Source organism: Acidimicrobiia bacterium, assembly GCA_041394025.1.
Taxonomy (GTDB): Bacteria; Actinomycetota; Acidimicrobiia; order IMCC26256; family JAOSJL01; genus JAOSJL01.
This window is the reverse complement of sequence record JAWKJA010000004.1, coordinates 174,549-194,590: the sequence shown is the minus strand read 5'-3', so window position 1 is coordinate 194,590 and position 20,042 is coordinate 174,549. Positions and strand designations below refer to the sequence as shown.

Here is a 20,042-nt window from a genome sequence, read left to right as displayed (position 1 = left end):
CTGCGGTGGTCGTCGAGGCGACCCACGTGTCACCTGACAGCGGAGATGGCCGACCTGCGAGACGGCATCGGCGTGTTCGGCGGGGCCGTCGGAGTCGTGACGGGGCGGCGGGATTGACGTCGGGATTGACACGGTGGCAGACGCGTGCCAGAGATGAGACATGGATGTGTCGCCGGCGCAGGCCTCCACACGGTCGCCCTGGGAGGACCGGGCGCTGGAACGCTCCCTGTCGGCGGCGCGTGACCGGTTCTCGGCCCGTGCCCACCGTCTCGTCGGCGCCGCCCGCGACCTGGCCGCCGAGAGAGGCTCGTCGGAGTTCACCGTTGCCGAGGTGGCGGAACGGGCCGATGTCGCCCTCCGGACGTTCTACCGGAGCTTCGCAGGCCGCGATGAGCTGCTGTTGGCCCTCTTCGAGGAGGAGGCACGCTTCGGAGCCGAGCATCTGCGTGCTGTCGTCGACTCGGCGTCGGAGCCACTGGAGCGGCTGCGCTGCTACGTGACGGAGCTGTGCCACCTGCTGGTCACGGGCTCCGGCTACGCGTCGTTGCTGGTACGCGAGTTCCTACGCCTCGGGGAGACGCACCCCGACGAGCTACGGATGGCCCTGGCACCGATGGTCGACCTGCTCGAGGTCGAGTTGCGCTCGGCCGCAGCGGCTCGTGAGATCCGTCCGGTCGACCACGACGATGCCGTCGTCGTGTTCACCCTGGTTCTGGCGCACGTTCACGCCGCGGTGCTCGTGGCCTCGGACACCGGGAAGGTCGGCGACGGCGCAGTGGACAGTGCAGTGTCGGCCGAGCGGCTGTGGGACTTCTGCCGGTCGGGTCTGTCGACGGGGGGAGAAGCCCTGTGAGGGCAGCCGTGCTCCGGGAGGTCGGTACGCCGCTCTCGGTCGAGGACGTCGAGCTCTCACCACCCGGTCCCGGGATGGTGGCGGTACGAATGGCAGCCACAGGTGTGTGCCACACCGACCTGTCGGTACGTGACGGCTCGATCCCCCAGGAGGTCCCTGCGGTCCTGGGCCACGAAGGCGCCGGAACCGTCACCGAGGTCGGCCCGGATGTGACGACCCTGGGCGTCGGCGATCATGTCGTGCTGTCGTGGGTGGCGCCGTGTCGACGGTGCTTTTTCTGTCTCGCCCGGCGGCCGGAACTGTGCGAGCACGGGATGGACCACGCCTTCGCAGGCCCCTACGGAACAGCGAACGGTGATCCGCTCTGGTGTGGGCTCGGCACCGGAACGCTCGCCGAGACGACGGTGGTCCCGGAGATGGCGGCCGTCCGCATCGAGCCCGACTTCCCCCTCGAACTGGCGGCGCTTCTGGGGTGTGCCGTCGTCACCGGTGTGGGCGCCGTCGTGAACACCGCCGGCGTGTCACCGGGTGAGACGGTCGCTGTCATCGGATGCGGCGGTGTGGGCCTGGCCGCCGTGCAGGGAGCACGGCTCGCCGGGGCCACGGTGATCCTCGCCGTCGACCGCGTCGCCGCCACGCTGGACCTCGCCGTCGCCAACGGCGCCACCCACGCCGTCGACGGATCCGTGTCCGACCCGGTCGCCGCGGCCCAGGAGCTCACGGCCGGGAGGGGCGTCGACCACGCCCTCGAGGTCGTGGGCCTCTCGAGCACGATCGAGCAGGCCTACGCCCTGACCCGCCGCGGAGGCACCGTCACCGTCGTCGGGGCGGGCGCAGCCGACGATCCCGTGTCGATCCCGGCCATGAGCCTGCTGGCCGACGCCAAGCGGGTACAGGGCTCGGTCTACGGCGGCACCGATCCGGCCCGCGACATCCCGCGGGCGGTCACGCTCGCCCGAACCGGGGCACTCGACCTCGAGCGAATCGTGACCCGGCGCGGAACCCTCGACGAGGTCAACGACGCCTTCGACACAATGGCCGCCGGTGTGGGCGCCCGGACCCTGATCGAGTTCCCCTCCTCATCGAACACACCGCCGGAGGCGAGCAGCGTATGAGCGACCTTCCCGACACCGACGCCTCCGGGAGCGACGCAGCCGCTGCCCTGTTCTCACAGGACACCGCCGACGCGCCGCACGCGACCTACCGACGCGCCCACGCCATGTGTCCGGTCGCGCGCTCCGACCTCGGCGACGGGTCCTTCGTCGCCGTCACCCGCTACGACGACGTGTGGTGGGCGCTGCGCCATCCCGACGTCTTCACGTCCGCCGCCAACACCCTGGACCTGGGTGAACAGCCTCTTCTCCCGCTCGAGGTCGACCCACCGGAGCACACCCGGTACCGCCGACTGCTCAACCCCCGGTTCGTACCCCGGGAGATCGAGCGCCTCGAGGCCGAGGTCCGGGCCCGTGTTCGCCGACTCATCGATCGGGTCGGGCCTCGGGGCCGCTGCGAGTTCCACGACGAGATCGCCACCCCGCTGCCATCGGGCGTGTTCCTCGCGCTCATGGGGCTGCCGCGCAGCGACCTCCCGCAGTTTCTCCGGTGGCGCGACGACACGATCCGTCCCGACGTCGCACCCGACGACTTCGAGGGCGCCCAGCGCGTCCGCGCCCGGACCGCCCACGCCATCAGCGACTACTTCCGCTCTGCGATCGAGCGTCTTCGGAGCGAGCCCGACGAGGGTCTGCTGTCGAGTCTGGTCAACGCGCGCATCGACGGGCAGCCACTGAGCGAAGCGGAGCTGCTCGGGATCAGCCACCTGCTCCTCCTCGGTGGCCTCGACACGGTCACCGCGTCGCTCGACTGCATGGTGCACTTCCTCGCCACACACCCTCGGCACCGCCGGGAGCTGATCGACGACCCCGCCCTGATCCCCTCAGCGGTGGAGGAGCTCCTGCGGTGGCTCAGCCCCGTGATGGTCGTGCCGCGCGTCGTCGCCACGGACGTCGAGATGAGCGGGGTACGGCTCCGAAGGGGCGAGGGCGTGATGCTCGCCGTGGGCGCGGCCAACGCCGATGACACGGAGTTCGGCGACAACTCGGTCGACTTCCATCGCGACCCCAACCGCCATGTGGCGTTCGGTGGCGGCCACCACCTCTGTCTCGGAGCACACCTCGCCCGTCTCGAGCTCCGGGTCGTCCTCGAGGAACTGCACGCCCGCATTCCCGACTACAGGATCGTCGACGGGGCCGACGTCCACTTCTCACCCGGCATCCGCCAGGCCGATCACCTTCCCCTGGAGTTCACACCGACATGAACGGCGCGCCGCCCGCTCCGTACCGCATCGTGTCGGTCGACGACCACCTGATCGAGCCGCCCGACCTCTTCGAGGGCCGCGTCCCGTCGGCGTTCGCCGAGATCGCCCCGAGGATCGACACCCTCCCCAACGGCCGCCAGGTGTGGGTCTACGAGGACGGCATCTATCCCAACATCGGGCTCAACGCCGTGATCGGTCGCCCCCGGGACGAGTGGTCGATGGATCCCGCCAACTTCGACGAGATGCGGCGGGGCTGTTGGGACATCGACGCCCGCATCGCCGACATGGACCTCGCCGGCATCGTGGCGTCGGTGTGCTTCCCGTCACTCATCGCGGGCTTCTCCGGCGCGGTCTTCGCCAACTCGGCCGATGCCGCGCTCGGTGAGGCGTGCGTACGGGCGTGGAACGACTGGCACCTCGATGTGTGGGCAGGCACCCACCCCGGGCGCATCATCCCGCTCCAGATCACCTGGCTGCCCGAGCCCGCGATCGCTGCGGCCATGGTGCGGGAGAACGCCGATCGGGGATTCCGGGCACTGAGCTTCCCCGAGTTCCCCTCCAAGCTCGGCCTCCCGTCGCTGCACTCCGACCACTGGGATCCGGTGTTCGACGCATGCCAGGAGACCGGGACCGTTCTGTGCCTCCACACGGGGTCGGGCTCGTGGGCGCCTGTCCCCTGCGACGACCCGCCCTTCGAGCTGTTGCCCACGCTGTTTCCCGGCAACGCCTTCCTCGCCTGCGCCGACTGGCTGTGGTCGGGGGCCTGCACGCGGTTTCCCGACCTGAAGGTGGCGATGTCGGAGGGTGGCATCGGCTGGGTGAACATGCTCGCCGACCGCGTCGACTACGTGGTCGACCACTCGGCGTCGGGCACCGAGAGCCGGGGCTGGGAGGACGACCTCCGGCCCAGCGAGGTCCTGGCGCGCAACTTCTGGTTCTGCATGATCGACGACCCGAGCACCCTGGATGGTGTGCTCGAGCGGTTCGGCCCCGACCACGTCATGGTCGAGGTCGACTACCCCCATGCCGACTCGACCTGGCCCGACACCCAGGAGCTGCTCCACGAACGGTTCGCCGACCTGCCCGAGGACACCGCGGCCAAGCTGACCCACCAGAACGCGGAAAGGTTGTTCCGATGGCCGACACCCTGATCACCGGCGGCCTCGTGGTCGACGGCACGGGCACACCCGGCGTGCGTACCGACGTGGCCGTTTGCGACGGACGCTTCGTCGAGCCCGACGACCTGGGCCCCGATCCGAAGGTGATCGACGCCACCGACACGGTCGTCGCACCCGGCTTCGTCGACATCCACACACACTACGACGCCCAGCTCTCGTGGGACCCGACCGCCAGCCCCTCCCCGCTCCACGGGGTCACCACCGCCATCGGGGGCAACTGCGGGTTCAGCCTCGCACCCGCCGGTGACGACCACGCGCAGTACCTGATGCGGATGATGGCGCGTGTGGAGGGCATGCCGCTGGAAGCCCTCGAGGCGGGCCTGTCCTGGGACTGGACGAGCTTCGAGGACTGGGAGTCGCGCCTGGATCGGAACCTCGGTGTCAACGCGGGTTTCCTTGTCGGGCACTCCGCGGTACGGCGAACCGTGATGGGCGACAACTGCCACGAAGCCGCGAACGAGCAGCAGATCGACGCGATGGCACGTGTCGTCGCCGAGGCCTGCACCGCGGGCGCGCTGGGATTCTCGACCTCCAACGCGGCGACACACAACGACGGAGACGGTGACCCCGTCCCGTCACGCGGCGCCACCGACGAGGAGTTCGTCGCACTGGCGGGTGCCGTACGCGACGTGCCGGGCACGACCCTCGAGTGCATTCTCGCCGGGTCCATCAACGGCTTCACCACCGACGAGAAGGACCTGATGGCCCGTATGTCGGTCGCCGGCCACCGGCCCCTCAACTGGAACGTCCTCGGCGTGTCGGCCCTCAACCCCGACGGGCACGTCCATCAGCTCACCGCCTCCGACCACGCCGCCGCGCAGGGCGGCCGGGTCGTCGCGCTCACGTTGCCACACACGATGAAGATCCGCCTGTCGTTCCTGTCGGGCTTCGTCCTCGACGGGCTACCCGGCTGGAGGCCGGTGCTGTCGCTGCCCGTCGCCGAGCGCATGACGGCGCTGGCCGATCCCGACGTGCGTCGGCGTCTCGCGGCGGGTGCGGCCTCCGACGAGGCCGGGATGCTCCGCGCCCTGGCCGACTGGCGGCGTCTCGAGATCATCGAGACCTTCGCCGAGGTGAACAGCGCCCACGAGGGCCGCACCGTCGGCGACATCGTCGACGAGGTGGGAGGCGAACCCTTCGACGTGCTTCTCGACATCGTTCTCGCCGACGACCTGCGCACCGGCCTGCGCCCGACGGGGATGACCGAGAGTGAGGCCGACTGGAAGATGCGCGCGGAGGTGTGGCGTGACCCCCGTACCGTGGTCGGTGGCTCCGACGCCGGGGCCCACCTCGACATGATGTGCGGGGCCATCTACTCGACGGCGATGCTCGCCCACGGCGTGCGCGAGTTCGATGTGGTCTCCCTGGAGGAGGCGATCCACCAGTTGACCGAGGTCCCCGCCACCCTCTACGGGCTCAGGGGCCGCGGCCGGATCGCCCCGGGCTACGCCGCCGACCTGGTTGTGTTCGACCCCGACCGTGTCGGCTACGAGCAGGAGCGCATGAGGGCCGACCTGCCCGGTGGGGCGTGGCGGCTCTACGCCGGGGCGATGGGCATCCACCACGTGCTCGTGAACGGGGTACCCGTCGTCGACGACGACCGCCTGACGGGCGACACTCCGGGAACGCTGCTGCACTCCGGTCGGGACACCGAGACCGTCACACCGTGAACAGTGCGACGCAGCTCCACGCGGAATTGGCCCGGTCCCGGGTCGTTGTCGTCGGCGCGTCGAGTGGGCTCGGTCGGTGCATCGGTACCGGGCTCGTTCATCGGGGTTACGCGGTCGCGTTCCTCGGGCGGCGCACCGACCGCCTCGACGACGCGGTGGGCGAGGCCGGTGGCGGTGCCGTGGCGCTCACCTGCGACGTACGCGACAGCGCGTCGTGCACCGCCGCCATCGAGGAGGCGTGCGACGTGCTCGGCGGCGTCGACGGTCTCGTCTACAGCGCCGGCGTCGGACCCCTGGTGCCGCTCGTCGACACCGGCCCGGAGCTGTGGCGGGAGGTGTTCGACACCAACGTGATCGGTGCGACCGTCGCGACCGCAGCGGCACTCCCGCATCTTGCAGCGGAGGGAGGGCGCGCGGTCTACCTCTCGTCGGTGTCGGCGTCGATGACCCCACCATGGCCGGGCCTCGGTGCCTACGCTGTGAGCAAGGCCGCTCTCGACAAGCTGGTCGAGGCCTGGCGCGTGGAGCACCCCGAGGTCGGTTTCACACGGCTGGTTCTCGGAAACAGCGCCGGCGGCACAGGCCACGGCGCCACGGAGTTCACCTCGTCGTGGGACGCCGGCCTCGCCTCCGAGTACATCGCGACCTGGATGGAGCACGGTCACATGTCGGGAGCAGTCCTCGACGTCGACGAGATCATCAGCACGGTCGTCGGCCTGTTCGAGTCAGGCGCCGACATTCCGTCGATGACGCTGATGCCGCCGCCACCTTGAGACCATCCATCCCCTCGTAGCCGGCCGTTGTACTCGCGCCGACGTCCGGTCCCGGTCGCGGAGCCCGGACACCCCGGCATGGGCAAGACTGTCGCCATGACACAGATCAACGAGACGCAGCTGCCCGGTGTCGGGGTCCGCCACGACTTCGAGACGATCAGCGGCGACAAGGTCGGGATCATCTCCCACCACTCGGGGCGTCGGGAGATGGTGATCTACGACGACGACGATCCCGACTCCGTCGCCGAGACCGCCTACCTGACACCCGAGGAGGCCCGCACGTTTGCCGACCTCCTCGGCAGCACGAGCATCGTCGAGCACTTCGAGGACCTGCGCCAGCAGATCCAGGGGCTCGCCCTCGACTGGCTGCCGATCGACGCCACGAGCCGCTACGCAGGACGCAAGCTGGGTGACACGGAGCTTCGCGCGAAGACCGGCGTCTCGATCGTCGCCCTCGTTCGCGGCGACAGCGCCATCGCATCACCGGGACCGGAGGAGACGCTCGAAACCGATGATGTCGCAGTCGTCGTGGGGACCTCGGAGGGGATCGACGCGGCGGCGAAGCTCCTCGCGGCGGGCAGTGCATGACCCTCGCTGCCTCCTCGGGCGCGGGGTCGCTCCTCGTCGAACTGGGCGCGGTCCTCCTCGCCCTGGCCGTACTCGGGCGCCTGGCCAACTGGGCCGGGATCCCGTCGATCCCCCTCTACCTGCTGGCCGGCCTCGCCGTGGGCGAGGGCGGGGTCGTGGAGCTCGTCACGGCTCGCGACTTCATCGAGATCGGCGCGCAGATCGGCGTGATCCTGCTCCTGTTGCTCCTCGGCCTGGAGTACAGCGGCTCGGAGTTGACCGATGCGCTGCGGAACCACGCGCCGGCGGGGGCCGTTGACCTGGTCCTCAACTTCACGCCCGGCCTCGTCGTCGGCGTGATCCTGGGATGGGACGTCCGCGCGGCGCTACTCCTCGGCGGCATCACGTACATCTCGTCGTCGGGCATCATCGCCCGGCTCCTCGACGACCTCGGTCACACGGGAAACCGTGAGACGCCCGTCGTGCTGGCGGTCCTCGTGACCGAGGACCTGGTGATGACCGTGTACCTCCCCCTCATGGCGGGCCTGCTCATCGGCGGTGGGGTCATCGACATCGCCGTGGAGATCGTGGTCGCGCTCGTCGCGGTCGCTCTCGCCCTGTTCGCTGCGATCCGTCTGGGTGTGCGATTCAGCCGGCTGGCGTTCCACCTGTCGGAGGAGAACCTCCTGTTGAGCATCCTCGGCGTCGCTCTCCTCGTGGCGGGGATCGCCGAGGAGCTGCAGGCCTCGGCCGCGGTCGGCGCGTTCCTCGTGGGCATCGCCCTGAGCGGCCCGGCCGAGAGCGGCGCGCGCCGGGTACTCAGCCCGCTGCGCGACCTGTTCGCAGCCCTGTTCTTCGTGTTCTTCGGTCTCCAGATCGACCCGGCTGACCTGCCCGGCGCACTCGGGCTCGCCGCCGCTCTGGCACTCGTGACCGCACTCACCAAGGTCGCGACCGGTTGGTGGAGCGCTCGGGCGTCGGGGATCAGCTGGCAGGGCCGGCTCCGTGCCGGAGTCACCCTCGTAGCGCGCGGCGAGTTCTCGATCGTCATCGCGGGAATCGCCGTCGCCGCGGAGATCGAGGGTGACCTCGGCCCGCTGGCGGCGACCTACGTGCTGATCCTCGCCGTGGCCGGGCCGCTCCTGGCCCGGGCAGCCGACCCCACAGCCCGCGCGATCACCAGACGCCGGGCGGAACGTCGGCTGCTCTGACCGGGAGCATCGACAGGCAGCCGGACGCCGACCCCGTCGACCCGATCGGTCCGCCTCTGCCCTCAGGGGGCCGGGGTCGTGAGGCCGGGCGGGACGGTGCGCGGCCGGTCGCTCAGGTCGAGAGCGATCACGGTCGCGACGTCGTCGATGTCGGAGTGAGGAACGTCGACGACGACCTCTCCGTCGGGGTCGTCGAGGAGTTGCTCGATGACCCCCGTACGCACGGTCACATCGAGCTCACGCCCGGTGCCGAGCACCATGGCCCGCGCGACGCGACGCACGGGTACACCGCGAACGGTCACCGACTCGTAGGGCCGCGACAGGCAGAACAGGTACAGCCGGTCGCCCCGACGCGTCGACGGGCCGTAGAACTGCCAGGGCTCCAGCCCCGGCGAGGAGCCGTGCACCGCCTCGGAGTGCCTATCCATCCACGACGTGACGACGTCGAGGCGCTCGACCTGTTCGGGGGGCAGATTGCCGTCGCCCGTGGGGCTCACGTTCAGGAGGAGGTTCCCGCCGCGACCGGCGGTCTCGCAGAGGGCGTGGACGATCGCCCGGCCGCTCTTGTAGTCGGTGTCGGCGGTGTTCCAGCCCCAGCTGCCGTTCATCGTGTAGCAGCTCTCCCAGCGACCCGCGGGCGCCTCGGCCGGAATGAACTGTTCCGGCGTGTCGAAGTCGCCCTGACCCGGAAGCCGGTCGTTGATCAGGATCCCCGGCTGGAGGTCACGCGCCAGGCCCGCGATGTCGTCGGCCCCCCACCACTCGGCCGGGCGTTCCCACTGCCCGTCGAACCACAGAACGTCGATTCGGCCGTACCCGGTCAACAGCTCGCGCAGCTGCCCGAGGAGATAGGCGCGGTAGCGGTCGGCCTCCCTGGCGGGCGGGAGGGGCGGCGAGGTTCCGAGTTCGTAGGGTCGTTCGGCCTCGGTGAAAGCCGGGTAGTCGGGGTGGTGCCAGTCGGAGAGCGAGTAGTAGAGCCCGATCCGGAGCCCTTCGGCGCGGAACGCCTCGACCACCTCGGCGACGATGTCGCGCCCGTAGGGGCTGTTGGTCACCTTGTGCTCGCTGAGAGCCGTGTCCCACATGCAGAAGCCGCTGTGGTGGCGGGTCGTGAAGACGACGTAGCGCATCCCGGCGACACGGGCGCAGCGCGCCAGGTCGCGGGGGTCCCACTGCCGCGGGTCGAAGGTCGCAGCCAGCTCGTGGTACTCGGCCGCTGTCACGTCCTGGCAGTACGGCAGGGTGAAGGTGCCACCGACCATCGGCCACGACACCTCCCAGCCGCGTTGGCTGGCGTGGTCCCAGTGCACGAAGAGTCCGAACCGGGCCTCGTCGAACCAGGCTCCATTCGTCGTGGACTCGGGACCCTCCGTCACGGCCGGGCTACCCGAAGAGTGCCGCGTTCATCTCGGCCTCGGTCAGGAGCTCGTCGGCGTCGGGCCGCAGGAGAAATCCGTCGTTCACGGCCTTCTCGGCTGACGCGGCGAACTCGTCGAGGTACACATCGGCTGATCCGTACAGATCGAGAAGCGTCGCCTGATCGAGCTCGTCCGTCGACCCGAACAGGCGGCACACGCCGGCGTCGGCAGGCTCCGGCGGGTCACCCGTCGTGACGACGACCGGTACGTCGACCAGGGGATTGCGCACACCCCCGAGAGCGATGCCGTTGTCGTCCCGGACGATGGTGGCCTCGTCACCGTCCTCGTCCACCTCGAGGCGTGCCCCCTCCGGTGGTGGCGGCCCACCGGACGCCCACGTCACGAGATGGTTCAGGGCCGCCTGGAAAGTCTCGTGGTGCGGGCCGGTGTTGATCGGGTCGTCGCACTCGATGAGTGACCCCAGGCCGGCGTCGCGGGGACCGCCCACGAACACGCGGAACACGTGGGCGTCGGTGTGTGCCGTTCCCGCGACCTCCCAGGTGTGGATCAGGTCGGCGTCGGGCTGCCGGGCGGTCGCGTAGCCGAGGAGCGTCAGGTCCGATTCGGTCTCGAAGATGAAGACGGGAACATCGAGATCGGTGCGCACGAGTACGCCATCCACCGGAACGGCGGCCTCGTCACCGTCGTCGAGGTCGCTCGCGAACGCTCCGTCGATCGGAGCGACGGATTCACCCCGGCTGTGGATCATGAAGGCGTCGTAGACGTCCACGAGAGGATGCACCGCGTTGACGTAGGTCGTGAGAAACGCCGCTGACTGCGACTGACCGCTGGCGATGACGAGGTCCGGTTCGAGTCCACCCAGCAGCACATCCGAGTCGTCGACGAGCACCCGGCCGACCTGGCTGAAGATGTCGTAGGCGTAGGCGTCACCCGGATGGGTCAGCGTTCCGTAGCGTTCGGGATCGGCGTTCACGAGGCCGTCACGCTCCAGAGCACTGTCTTCTCCGACGTCGGCCGCCGCCTCCTCATTGACCGACACGTCCAGGCGCGCGTCGCCGCCGACGACACCCTGGGCCTGGGCGCTGACCGCCACGTAGGCGTGACCCTCCCGGCCGATCTCCTGAGCGGCGTAGCCCCAGTCGGGGGAAGCCTCGATCGCCGTCACGTTCAACCACTCGACGATCACGGTCCCGCTGAAGTCGTCGGGGCGCTCGGGACGTCGCACGATGACGCGGGTTTCGTAGTCGGCCTCGCCGTCGGGATCGGCGGCCCAGAACCCGTCCTCGGGCGTGTCGCTCGTGTAGCGCGTGGCCGTACCACCGATGAAGAACTCCTCCTCGACGTAGCCGTCGGGAAGCGGCGCTGCGGGTTGCGGCGACACGACGCCGTCGCCACTGGTCACCGGCCCCGAGACCTGCCGGGCCGATAGAGCGTCGTAGCCGGTGCTCATGTCCTCACCGTTCCCATCGGACGACGACGAGTCCCCGCCGGACGACGTACATGCCCCGATCATCAGAGCTGACACAGCGGCAACGAGGACAACGTGCATCGGTCGTGGTCTCACCTGTCGATCCCTTCCACGATCCAGGACGCCGAGAGTACCGTCGGTCCGATGGCACCGTGTACTGCTCACGACTGGGAGGCCGTGATCACGCCGGTCATCGACTTCCTCGTCGCGCGCGACGACGTCGACCCACAACGGGTCGCGCTGCACGGCATCAGCCAGGCCGGTTACTGGGTGCCGCGTGCGGCCGCCTTCGAGCACCGCCTCGCTGCGGTCGTCGCCGACCCCGGCGTCGTCGATGTTGCGGAATCGTGGGAGAAGCACCTGCCCCCCGAGATGGCGCAGCTCCTCGACGACGGCGACAAGGAGAGCTTCGACGCCTTCATGGAGGTGGGGCTCGAGAAGGACCCCGAGGCCCGTGCGGAGCTTCGATGGCGCATGGCCCCCCTACGGAACGGACTCCTACTTCGACGCCTACCAGGCGGCTCGACAGCAGAGGCTCGACGACGAGACGATCGCCGCGATCACGAGCCCGACGCTCGTGACCGATCCCGACGGTGAGCAGTTCTGGCCGGGGCAGTCCCAGGCCCTGTTCGACCGACTTGCCTGCGACAAGGAGATCGTCAGGTTCACAGCGGACGAGGGAGCCGACTGGCATTGCGAGGTCGCCGGCCAGGCAGTCCGCGACGAACGCGTCTTCAACTGGCTCGAAACGGTGCTCTCCTGAGGCCTCTCGCCGACCGTCGTCGCCGCGGGCATCGCGTGCGTGTCCGCACGTGCACCAAGTGGGTCAACTCCACGGCCGCTCTGCCAACAACCGGTCGATTGGGCCTGCAAGCCGGTCAGCGGTCTCGCGAACCGGATCAACACACGGAACTGCGAGTGCATTCTCGAGCCGGGTCCGTTCGCTTCGGTACTCGGCCTCGGTAGACCGACTTGAATCAAGTGAGACCCCGGTGAGGGACATTGGCGCGTCGAGCAGCCCGCCGATCATCTCGTAGGTCTCGGCGACATGCTCCACCGAGGGCATCTGCTGTTCGAATCCGCCGAACCGCTCTTGCCCGAGGCGGTGGCAGATGACCATCATTTCCGGTTTCACCGTATGCAAAAGGGCGAACGCCGTCGGCGAATAACTCGGATGAAACAGCGACCCCTGGCCCTCGACGAGGACTATGTCGTAGCCAGCGCCCACATCCGCGAGCATCGCCTCGAGGTGGCCGGGTACGAAGTCAATCGGTATCGAATCGATCACGCGTCCTGTTCCACGAATGAGAACGCCCGTCTGGCCTGTCGCCAACCAGTCACAGCGAACCCCGCGCCGGCGCAGCGCGGAGTGGACGCAGACGGTCGCAGTCATCTTCCCGATGCTGTGCGACGTCCCCACCGTGAGCAGCGTCGGCGTGGCAAAGGTACGTCCTTGCGCGATGAGATTCTCTTCCGAGTGCAACGAGCGCAGATCGACGATCCGAGGCCCAGGACCGAGAAAGTCGTGAAGGCCGTTTATCACCGATGCGCCAGCGGCGTGAGCGACCATGAGTTCTGAACGCTGGTGCGAAGACAGTCGCCCCCCTACTGGCGCAAAGCCGACGACTACGTCGTCGCCCTTTGCTACACCGGCGTCCGCCATCGCGGCAACGATTGGAACGGCAGGAAAGTCGGGATGGATCTCACGAGCGAGTGCGCATTGGCACTTGGTATCGACGATCGCTCGGACATCCGGTCCACGAAATCGCAAGAGACCGTGCGCTGTCTTCGCCGTCTCAGGGTTCTCGATGCTCTCATCGGTATACAGGACGAACACGCTGTCACTTCTTTCCGGCCGACCCTTGAACTCTGGCGGTCCCTGCAGAGGCGTCAAGCTCGAGGTAGCTGCTCTCCGAAACGACTCGGGTGGCGTTGTGGGTGCGAAGTGCGGTCGAGTTCTTCAGGTCGGCCACGACAGCGACGAGATTTTGGATTCGGACCCAGCGTCTGGCTTCAATCGATATCGTCGAGAGAGCTAGGTCGTCAGTTCCTTCGATGACATCCGGCATGCTCCCGACCTCTTTTCGCGCTCTTTCGCTTCCATGCTGGCGAGATGCTCAGCGAGGTCGAAGTCAGGGACACGTTCCGTAATTTCTGGGTCCACTCTGAATCTGGTGCAGCTCTGATCAACTCAAGCAACGTCGGCCGGCATCTCGCGCCAGCTGCGCACACCCCATCTCTCGCTGGTCGAACTGTACCGCGCGGCCCGGGACCATCCGCCGGAAGACCCCGGCCGCGTACGCGTGCCCACCAGGTCCGGAGGCGGCACGCGCAGCTGGTTGGACGCGCCGCTACCTGCATCTTCTTCAGCGCGCTCGGAGGGAATCGAACACCAACCTTCTGATCCGTCGTGAGAGTCGACGCTTCCGCAGCGGGAGGTGAGCGGGTGGACGTCGCAGTCTCTGACCTCCGAGACTCCTCAGAACGTGCCCCCACCAGCTGTACGCCGACAGGTAGCGGAGCGGCTGAAGGATCGCGCCGCGGAGGACCAGCATCACGGGCGACGTGCCGCCGAGGTGCCTGGCCGCATCGATCGCGAGCAGGAGGGGGGGCATGCCCCGGAGGGACTTTTCCGACAACAGGGACACGGGCTCCCCAGGACGTGTTGAGTTCGTATGAGGTTCCCGACCAGGCTCAACAAACGTGCGAAAGCGCCGATGAGTCACTGAGCCTGGAAGCGACCAGGAATGCTCACGCAAGAGAGTGTCATGCGAGCTCCGTCGAGCGGAGTGTCCGCGCCGCGCAGGAGTGCCACCGCATGGATCGTCGCGCTCCTCGTCGGGCTCTCGGTAGGAGCGTCTCCCATTGCCGAGTCACCGGCCGCGGCGGCCGGTGTTGCGGGATCCCCGACCGCCAGCAACAACGTGACCAAGTGGGCGAACATCGCCAACGCGTACTCCGCGTCTGACGGCGCGGCCGCGGCGAGCTGGAACGCCGCGAGCTCGTGCTGGAACGGCTTCTTCTGGTACACGTGCCCGAGCACGTCGACGGCGAACTTCACGACGTTCGGCTTCGACTCGAGTGTGCCGCCAGGGCTCACGAACCTCTCGGCGACACTCGAGCTCCGCACGGCGCTCACCTACCTCAACCTCTTTGCCTCCGGCTCCATCTCGATGCAAGCCCAGGTGTGGAACGGCAGCAGCTGGGTCAACACGGGCCCGAGCACGTACCGGAGCGGGTACGGAGCCTTCAACACCTACTACACCGACAGTGTCACGGTGACCGGATTGACGAGCTCACAGCTCTCCGACTCGAACTTCCGCGTCGCCGTGAGTGGCTCGTCGAACGGCGTCGGGTTCGGCATGCTCATGGACTACGTACGTGTCACGGTCCAGGACACCACGGCACCCACGGCCGGAGCCGTCAGCGACGGCGCGAGCTCCGACGTGGATTGGCAGACATCGACATCGAGTATCCAGGCGAACTGGTCGGGCTTCAGCGATTCGTGGCCGGGCATCGCCAGCTACGACTACGCGATCGGCACCACCGCCGGCGGCACCCAGGTGAAGAACTGGACCTCCGTCGGCACAGCCACCAGCGTGACAGCGAACTCACTCGCGCTGTCCGACGGGACCACCTACTACGTGTCGGTGCGCGCCACCGACAGCGATGGAAACGTCAGCTCCGTCGCCACGTCCAACGGAGTCACCGTCGACACCACCGCACCCACCCCCGGCACCGTCAACGACGGCATGGCCACCGACACCGACTGGCAGAACTCGACATCGAGCATCCGAGCCAACTGGTCCGGATTCCTCGACGCTGGCAGCGGCATCGCCAGCTACGACTACGCGATCGGCACCACCGCCGGCGGCACCGACGTTCAACCGTGGACATCTGTTGGGGCGACCACCAGCGTGACAGCGAGCTCCCTCGCGCTGTCCGACGGGACCACCTACTACCTGTCGGTTCGCGCCACCGACACCGTCGGAAACGTCGGCTCTGTCGCCACGTCCAACGGAGTCACCGTCGACACCACCGCGCCATCTCCCGGCACCGTGAACGACGGAATGGGCACCGACATCGACTGGCAGACCGCGGCGGAATTCAACGCGAATTGGTCCGGGTTCTCCGACACTGACAGCGGCATCGCCGAGTATCAATACGCGATCGGCACGACCGCCGGCGGCACCGACGTTCAACCGTGGACCTCCGTTGGGGTGGCCACCAGTGCCTCGACCACGTCGGCAACGTTCGTCGTCGGGACCGCGTACTACTTTTCCGTCCGCGCCGTCGACGAGGCAGGGAACGTCAGTGCGCCCTCGACAAGCGACGGCGTGGAAGTGCGGCTCATCGTCACCGATGGAGCGGTCTCGGGCGTGGACATTCGATACCAGGCGTCTACGGAGAGCTTCGCAGCGGACTGGACCGCTCTCGCCGCGGGGCTCGGACCCGACGTTGTCGGTTTCGAGTGGAGGATCGAGACTTCCGGCTACACACCCGTCACCAACTGGCAGGCGGTCGGACTCGTGACTTCCGCGAGTGCCACCGGATTGTCCCTGACTCCCGGACAGACCTACGTCGCACGAGTACGTGCCGTGAACCAAGACACCTCGGTCAGCCCGATCGCGGTTTCCGATGGCGTGACGATCGACCCGTACGCACCCGAGCCCGGCAGCATCACGATCGAGCAACCATCGCTCGATGCGGCCGGTGTGATTCAGTCGCTCGCCGCGTCTTCCGATGCGGAGATCACCGCAACGTGGAGTGGCTTCGTCGATGACATCAGCGGCATTGCCGGATACTCATGGGCGATCGGGACGTCGGCCGGCGCGCATGACATCTCGGACTGGACCGATGTCGGAACGCTGACCCATGCGAGTTTCACTCCTCCGAGCACTCACACATACTTTGTCTCGGTGCGCGCCACCGACAGGGCCGGCAACTCGAGCGTTGCATCGAGTGACCCGATCTCGCAGGGCGCCACAAGAAACCCGAATGACGCAGCCCCGACCGACAGGAATCCGAATGACGCAGGGCCGGCCGACAGCACTTTGCCCTTCACCGGCCTCGACTTCCTCGGTGCGCTGGGCATCGCAGCACTCTTCATCGTCGCCGGCGCGGCGCTGGTGCGTACTCAGCGCGCTCGGAGGGATTCGAACCCCCAACCTTCTGATCCGTAGTCAGATGCTCTATCCGTTGAGCTACGAGCGCCGAACCTCAGAGTCTACGCGGGCACCGCAACGCCGGTCGTAGAGTGATCGCATGGACATCGAGTTCGTGGCCGGCTTCTCCGCCATCGTGAGCGACCGTGACGAGGCGAAGCGCTTCTACGTGGACACACTCGGCCTGCCGCTCGAGGGCGAGCAGTACCTCATGTCAGGTGACGTGGGCGGCGCCAAGCATCTCGGGGCCTGGCGGCTGGAGGACGCCGCGAACGCCTGCTTCGGAACCCCGGACTGGCCCGACGGGTGCCCGGTCCCCCAGGCCACCATCGAGTTCGAGGTCACCGACGTCGCCGCCGCTACCGATGAGCTGACCGACGCCGGCTACGACCTGGTCCACGGCGCCCGCGAGGAGCCCTGGGGCCAGACGGTGGCGCGGCTCCAGACCCCCGACGGGTTGCTCGTCGGCCTGTCACGCACCCCGTGGCTCCACGAGTGAGCCTCCTGCACCGGCTGAGCCGGTGTCGGTCCCGACACCGGTAGAGAGGGCCGATGGAGATCAACCGGCGCCAGTTCGTGATCGGAGCAGGGCTCACGCCGCTGCTGCGCTACGTTCCCGCGTCGATGACCGGTGCTGCGTCCGCTCAGGAACCCCAGGAGAGCTTCCGGTTCTTCGACGAGCACCAGGCTGCGGTCGTGCGGGAGGCGACGGCCCGCCTGATCCCGGGTCCGTCCGACGACCCGGCCGAGGCCGGCCACCCCGGTGCACGAGAGGCGGGCGTCGTGGTGTTCATCGACCTCTTCCTGTCGGCGTTCGACGACGACCCGCCGCGGATCTTCGCCGGGGGGCCGTGGAGCAACCGTCACGGCGGAGCCGAGAACGAGATGCAGGACTTCGTGCCGCTGAGCGCGTACGAGGAGGAGAAGTGGCGCGCGCACATCGACGAGCTCCGGCAGCGCTACGTCACGGGGATCGCGGCCCTCGACGAAGCAGCGGGCGGAGACTTCACAGCCGTCCCGCCCGAGAAGCAGGACGCCGTTCTCGTCGACGACACGCCCGACGGCTTCCGGGGGCTGCTGTTCCAGCACGCCATCGAGGGCACCTACTCCGTCCCCGAGTACGGCGGGAACCGGGCCCTCGTCGGGTGGAGCGAGACCGCCTCCGCCGGTGACGTGGCCCCGATCGGATGGAGCGCCGAGGAGACGTCCGAGTCCGACGGGCCGGACCCCGCGCCACCCGGCGTCGCGTTGCCGTTCCCCGCCGAGGCCGCCGACGCGGCGTCGAAGGGAGAGCAGGTTCTCCCCGAAGGCGGAGAACCCGCCGTCGCGCAGCGGTCGTCGCTCGGTCCGGACGCCGACGAGGTGATCGGGGACCCCGAGACGTTCCTGTCGGCTGCGTTGCCCGGCCTCGGGCGGAGCCGGAACCGCCGGAGGACCCGTGGCTGAGCGTGCGGTCGTGGTCGGCAGCGGGCTCGGAGCGTCGACGGCGGCGATGGTCCTCGCCGGCGCCGGGTGGGACGTCGTCATCCTCGAGAAGGGCCGCAACCTCTTCGCCGGCGAGCTCACCGAGGCGGCTCCCCGGACCCTGTTCTCGAACGACGAGCTCAAGATGCGGCGCGGCTTCGGGGGACCGGACACCGACGGCGAGCCCCGTACGTTCCGGTCGTCGCCCGATGACGTGGACCCGCTGTCGGTGGAGACCTGAACACGCTCCCCACGACGGTCGCCGGTGGCACCGTCCACTGGGACGCCAAGACCCCACGTTTCTGGGACATCGACTTCGAGAAGTTGGCGATGCTGGGGCCGATCGACGGAGCCGACGTCGTCGACTGGCCGTTCGACTACAAGGAGATCGCTCCGTACTACGACGTCGTCGAGCAGCTGATCGGCGTGCAGGGCGACGCCGATGTCCTGGCGGAGGGCCCGGCGGGAGCGCACGCACCCCGGTCGGGACCGTTTCCGATGCCTCCCGGCGCTCCGATGTACGGATCGACGTTGCTCGCCGAGGGGGCACGTGCCCGGGGCCTGCACCCGTACCCGTTCACCCAGGCCATCAACTCGCAGGCCTACGACGGACGCCCGGCGTGCATCGACTGCGGGTTCTGCTCGGGCTTCGGATGCCCGATCCACGACCGGGGCAGTGCCCTCGTCCCCCTGCGCCACGCGCTCCTCACCGGCAATGCCGAGTTGCGCGACGAGGCGATGGTCACCCGCATCGAGCACGACGGGACGCGGGCCACCGGTGTGCGCTGGGTCGACGCCGCCGGCAAGGAGCACAGCGAACCGGCCGACTTCGTGGTGCTCGGGGCGGGAGCGATCGAGAGCCCGCGCCTCGTGCTCCTGTCCGACATCGACGATCCCGACGGCCACATCGGGGCCGGCACGATGTTCCACTGGTTCACCGACGGCTTCGGCATCTGGCTCTCGGAGCGTATCCACGCCGGACGCGGGCGTGACTCGTCGCACGCGATCGACGACTTCTGCGACCCCGACTTTCCCGGTGCACGCGAGGCGGCAGCAGCGGCGGGGCTCCCCTACCTCCGGGGAGGCATCGTCGAGATGGGTGGCACGACCCACCTCATCGACGAGGCCGCCCAGTACGTGGAGCTCATGGAGATCTTCGACGCCGACAAGCCCTTCGGCCGACGCTTCAAGGACCTGATGCGCCTCAGCGCGCTCCGGGACCGCCTCACGGGTGCCGTCATGATCTCGGAGGACCTCCGGCAGCGCTCGAACCGCGTCGGTCTCGATCCAGACGTTCGCGACCGGTACGGCCTCCCGGTCGCCGCCGTCACGTACGCGCCCCACGACCACGAGCTGGTCGCCCAGGAGTTCTACACCCCGCACCTCGTCGGGCTGATCGAGGCGGCCGGCGCCGACGTGGCCGGTGCGACGGCACAGACCGGCACGCCCGCCAGGCCCGCCCCCACCGGGAGCGTCGTACCCGGCGGTGCCCACCTCATGGGAGGCCTCTGCATGAGTACCGACGCCGGCGGCGGCGCCACCGACGGATTCGGGCGCCTCTGGTCGCTCGACAACGTGGGTGTGGCCGACGCGTCGGTGTTCCCGACCAGCGGCGCGCACAATCCGACTCTCACCATCTTCACGACAGCACTGAGGAACGCGCGTGCGTGGGCCGGCCTCGAGGGTCCGCCCTCACTCCCCGCCACCTTCGAGGGCTCCGAGGGCACCGGTGCGGGTGGCTCGACGGGCAGCGGTGACGCTACGGGAGCGGTGATCGCCGCGACGGCAGGGGCGGCGGCACTGGGGGGCGCAGCCGTCGTGTCGGCGCGCCGGGCGAAGCACAGGCGTCAGGCACCTCCCGGGGAGGCGTCGACGTGATCGAGCGGAGGGGGAGGGATTTGAACCCTCGGAGGTTGCCCTCACTCCCTTAGCAGGGGAGCACCTTCGGCCACTCGGTCACCCCTCCGGAACGGCCGAGTATACGGGCGCCATCGGTC

At 68.8% G+C, this 20,042-nt stretch carries 21 protein-coding genes and 2 tRNA genes; 14 read left to right on the top strand and 9 right to left on the bottom strand.

The genetic code is table 11. The features are described 5' to 3' along the window. Positions 1–160: 160 nt before the first annotated feature. From R3A49_12520 to R3A49_12485, 8 genes are all read left to right on the top strand, one after another. Positions 161–853, top strand: a complete 693-nt coding sequence (locus R3A49_12520) for a helix-turn-helix domain-containing protein (protein ID MEZ5171550.1) — start codon at positions 161–163, stop codon at positions 851–853. Further along, positions 850–1,968: a Zn-dependent alcohol dehydrogenase gene (locus R3A49_12515; protein ID MEZ5171549.1), complete on the top strand. Its 1,119-nt coding sequence runs from the start codon at positions 850–852 to the stop codon at positions 1,966–1,968. Before R3A49_12520 ends, R3A49_12515 begins: the two co-directional genes overlap by 4 nt. Continuing rightward, complete coding sequence (locus tag R3A49_12510) at positions 1,965–3,170, top strand: cytochrome P450 (GenBank protein ID MEZ5171548.1); 1,206 nt, start codon at positions 1,965–1,967, stop codon at positions 3,168–3,170. Before R3A49_12515 ends, R3A49_12510 begins: the two co-directional genes overlap by 4 nt. Further along, on the top strand, positions 3,167–4,321 hold the full coding sequence (locus tag R3A49_12505; GenBank protein MEZ5171547.1) for an amidohydrolase family protein: 1,155 nt from the start codon (positions 3,167–3,169) through the stop codon (positions 4,319–4,321). The genes R3A49_12510 and R3A49_12505 overlap by 4 nt, the downstream gene beginning before the upstream one ends. Further along, a complete protein-coding gene (locus R3A49_12500; GenBank protein ID MEZ5171546.1) occupies positions 4,306–6,018 on the top strand; it encodes an amidohydrolase family protein in 1,713 nt (570 codons plus the stop codon). Before R3A49_12505 ends, R3A49_12500 begins: the two co-directional genes overlap by 16 nt. Beyond that, on the top strand, positions 6,015–6,791 hold the full coding sequence (locus tag R3A49_12495) for an SDR family oxidoreductase (protein MEZ5171545.1): 777 nt from the start codon (positions 6,015–6,017) through the stop codon (positions 6,789–6,791). Before R3A49_12500 ends, R3A49_12495 begins: the two co-directional genes overlap by 4 nt. A gap of 78 nt (positions 6,792–6,869) precedes the next feature. Continuing rightward, positions 6,870–7,379: a cation:proton antiporter regulatory subunit gene (locus R3A49_12490; protein MEZ5171544.1), complete on the top strand. Its 510-nt coding sequence runs from the start codon at positions 6,870–6,872 to the stop codon at positions 7,377–7,379. Beyond that, on the top strand, positions 7,376–8,569 hold the full coding sequence (locus tag R3A49_12485) for a cation:proton antiporter (GenBank protein ID MEZ5171543.1): 1,194 nt from the start codon (positions 7,376–7,378) through the stop codon (positions 8,567–8,569). The genes R3A49_12490 and R3A49_12485 overlap by 4 nt, the downstream gene beginning before the upstream one ends. Positions 8,570–8,631: 62 nt before the next feature. Here R3A49_12485 and R3A49_12480 read toward each other — a convergent pair whose 3' ends face one another. Together R3A49_12480 and R3A49_12475 are read right to left on the bottom strand one after the other, a co-directional pair. Next, on the bottom strand, positions 8,632–9,945 hold the full coding sequence (locus tag R3A49_12480; GenBank protein MEZ5171542.1) for an alpha-L-fucosidase: 1,314 nt from the start codon (positions 9,943–9,945) through the stop codon (positions 8,632–8,634). 7 nt (positions 9,946–9,952) lie between these two features. Beyond that, a complete protein-coding gene (locus R3A49_12475; protein MEZ5171541.1) occupies positions 9,953–11,398 on the bottom strand; it encodes an alpha/beta hydrolase domain-containing protein in 1,446 nt (481 codons plus the stop codon). 162 nt (positions 11,399–11,560) lie between these two features. Between R3A49_12475 and R3A49_12470 the strand changes: the two genes are divergently transcribed. Together R3A49_12470 and R3A49_12465 are read left to right on the top strand one after the other, a co-directional pair. Next, positions 11,561–12,013 (top strand): hypothetical protein, encoded by a 453-nt coding sequence (locus R3A49_12470; GenBank protein ID MEZ5171540.1) that lies wholly within the window; start codon positions 11,561–11,563, stop codon positions 12,011–12,013. Beyond that, a complete protein-coding gene (locus R3A49_12465) occupies positions 11,994–12,179 on the top strand; it encodes a hypothetical protein (GenBank protein MEZ5171539.1) in 186 nt (61 codons plus the stop codon). Before R3A49_12470 ends, R3A49_12465 begins: the two co-directional genes overlap by 20 nt. A 63-nt stretch (positions 12,180–12,242) precedes the next feature. On the opposite strand, the gene R3A49_12460 is transcribed toward R3A49_12465, so the two are convergent. The 6 genes from R3A49_12460 to R3A49_12435 all read right to left on the bottom strand — a co-directional run bounded on the left by R3A49_12460 (position 12,243) and on the right by R3A49_12435 (position 16,630). Then, positions 12,243–13,253 carry a DUF1611 domain-containing protein gene (locus R3A49_12460; protein ID MEZ5171538.1) on the bottom strand — a complete coding sequence of 337 codons (1,011 nt, stop codon included), beginning with the start codon at positions 13,251–13,253 and terminating at the stop codon, positions 12,243–12,245. 4 nt (positions 13,254–13,257) lie between these two features. Beyond that, positions 13,258–13,485, bottom strand: coding sequence for a hypothetical protein (locus tag R3A49_12455; protein MEZ5171537.1), 228 nt, complete (start codon positions 13,483–13,485; stop codon positions 13,258–13,260). A 653-nt stretch (positions 13,486–14,138) separates the two neighbouring features. Beyond that, positions 14,139–14,546, bottom strand: a complete 408-nt coding sequence (locus tag R3A49_12450; protein MEZ5171536.1) for a hypothetical protein — start codon at positions 14,544–14,546, stop codon at positions 14,139–14,141. Positions 14,547–14,789: 243 nt separating this feature from the next. Beyond that, positions 14,790–14,933: a hypothetical protein gene (locus R3A49_12445; protein MEZ5171535.1), complete on the bottom strand. Its 144-nt coding sequence runs from the start codon at positions 14,931–14,933 to the stop codon at positions 14,790–14,792. A gap of 123 nt (positions 14,934–15,056) precedes the next feature. Then, on the bottom strand, positions 15,057–15,209 hold the full coding sequence (locus R3A49_12440; protein ID MEZ5171534.1) for a hypothetical protein: 153 nt from the start codon (positions 15,207–15,209) through the stop codon (positions 15,057–15,059). Positions 15,210–16,557: 1,348 nt separating this feature from the next. Then, positions 16,558–16,630: transfer RNA gene (locus tag R3A49_12435), tRNA-Arg, on the bottom strand. Between the two features lie 51 nt (positions 16,631–16,681). Here R3A49_12435 and R3A49_12430 point away from each other — a divergent pair. The 4 genes from R3A49_12430 (at position 16,682) to R3A49_12415 (ending at position 19,923) form a co-directional block, all read left to right on the top strand. Further along, positions 16,682–17,080, top strand: coding sequence for a glyoxalase (locus R3A49_12430; protein MEZ5171533.1), 399 nt, complete (start codon positions 16,682–16,684; stop codon positions 17,078–17,080). A gap of 53 nt (positions 17,081–17,133) precedes the next feature. After that, positions 17,134–18,027 carry a gluconate 2-dehydrogenase subunit 3 family protein gene (locus R3A49_12425; GenBank protein ID MEZ5171532.1) on the top strand — a complete coding sequence of 298 codons (894 nt, stop codon included), beginning with the start codon at positions 17,134–17,136 and terminating at the stop codon, positions 18,025–18,027. Continuing rightward, entirely contained in the window at positions 18,020–18,286 is a 267-nt protein-coding gene (locus tag R3A49_12420) for an NAD(P)-binding protein (protein MEZ5171531.1), read from the top strand. The genes R3A49_12425 and R3A49_12420 overlap by 8 nt, the downstream gene beginning before the upstream one ends. An 89-nt stretch (positions 18,287–18,375) precedes the next feature. Then, the gene (locus R3A49_12415; GenBank protein ID MEZ5171530.1) at positions 18,376–19,923 is read left to right on the top strand and encodes a GMC family oxidoreductase; all 1,548 of its coding nucleotides are present in this window, start codon (positions 18,376–18,378) and stop codon (positions 19,921–19,923) included. Positions 19,924–19,928: 5 nt separating this feature from the next. Here the strand turns inward: R3A49_12415 and R3A49_12410 are convergent. Next, positions 19,929–20,011 (bottom strand) — tRNA-Ser (locus R3A49_12410). Positions 20,012–20,042 lie beyond the last annotated feature (31 nt).

Excerpts from the sequence above, each read along its gene's own strand:
- R3A49_12520 (MEZ5171550.1), top strand. The coding sequence starts at position 161 with ATGGATGTGTCGCCGGCGCAGGCCTCCACACGGTCGCCCTGGGAGGAC.
- R3A49_12510 (MEZ5171548.1), top strand. The coding sequence starts at position 1,965 with ATGAGCGACCTTCCCGACACCGACGCCTCCGGGAGCGACGCAGCCGCT.
- R3A49_12505 (MEZ5171547.1), top strand. The coding sequence starts at position 3,167 with ATGAACGGCGCGCCGCCCGCTCCGTACCGCATCGTGTCGGTCGACGAC.
- R3A49_12500 (MEZ5171546.1), top strand. The coding sequence starts at position 4,306 with ATGGCCGACACCCTGATCACCGGCGGCCTCGTGGTCGACGGCACGGGC.
- R3A49_12490 (MEZ5171544.1), top strand. The coding sequence starts at position 6,870 with ATGGGCAAGACTGTCGCCATGACACAGATCAACGAGACGCAGCTGCCC.
- R3A49_12485 (MEZ5171543.1), top strand. The coding sequence starts at position 7,376 with ATGACCCTCGCTGCCTCCTCGGGCGCGGGGTCGCTCCTCGTCGAACTG.
- R3A49_12475 (MEZ5171541.1), bottom strand. The coding sequence starts at position 11,398 with ATGAGCACCGGCTACGACGCTCTATCGGCCCGGCAGGTCTCGGGGCCG.
- R3A49_12470 (MEZ5171540.1), top strand. The coding sequence starts at position 11,561 with ATGGCACCGTGTACTGCTCACGACTGGGAGGCCGTGATCACGCCGGTC.
- R3A49_12455 (MEZ5171537.1), bottom strand. The coding sequence starts at position 13,485 with ATGCCGGATGTCATCGAAGGAACTGACGACCTAGCTCTCTCGACGATA.
- R3A49_12445 (MEZ5171535.1), bottom strand. The coding sequence starts at position 14,933 with ATGCCCGGCCACGAATCGCTGAAGCCCGACCAGTTCGCCTGGATACTC.
- R3A49_12440 (MEZ5171534.1), bottom strand. The coding sequence starts at position 15,209 with ATGCTCGATGTCGAGTTCTGCCAGTCGGTGTCGGTGGCCATGCCGTCG.
- R3A49_12430 (MEZ5171533.1), top strand. The coding sequence starts at position 16,682 with ATGGACATCGAGTTCGTGGCCGGCTTCTCCGCCATCGTGAGCGACCGT.
- R3A49_12425 (MEZ5171532.1), top strand. The coding sequence starts at position 17,134 with ATGGAGATCAACCGGCGCCAGTTCGTGATCGGAGCAGGGCTCACGCCG.
- R3A49_12415 (MEZ5171530.1), top strand. The coding sequence starts at position 18,376 with ATGCTGGGGCCGATCGACGGAGCCGACGTCGTCGACTGGCCGTTCGAC.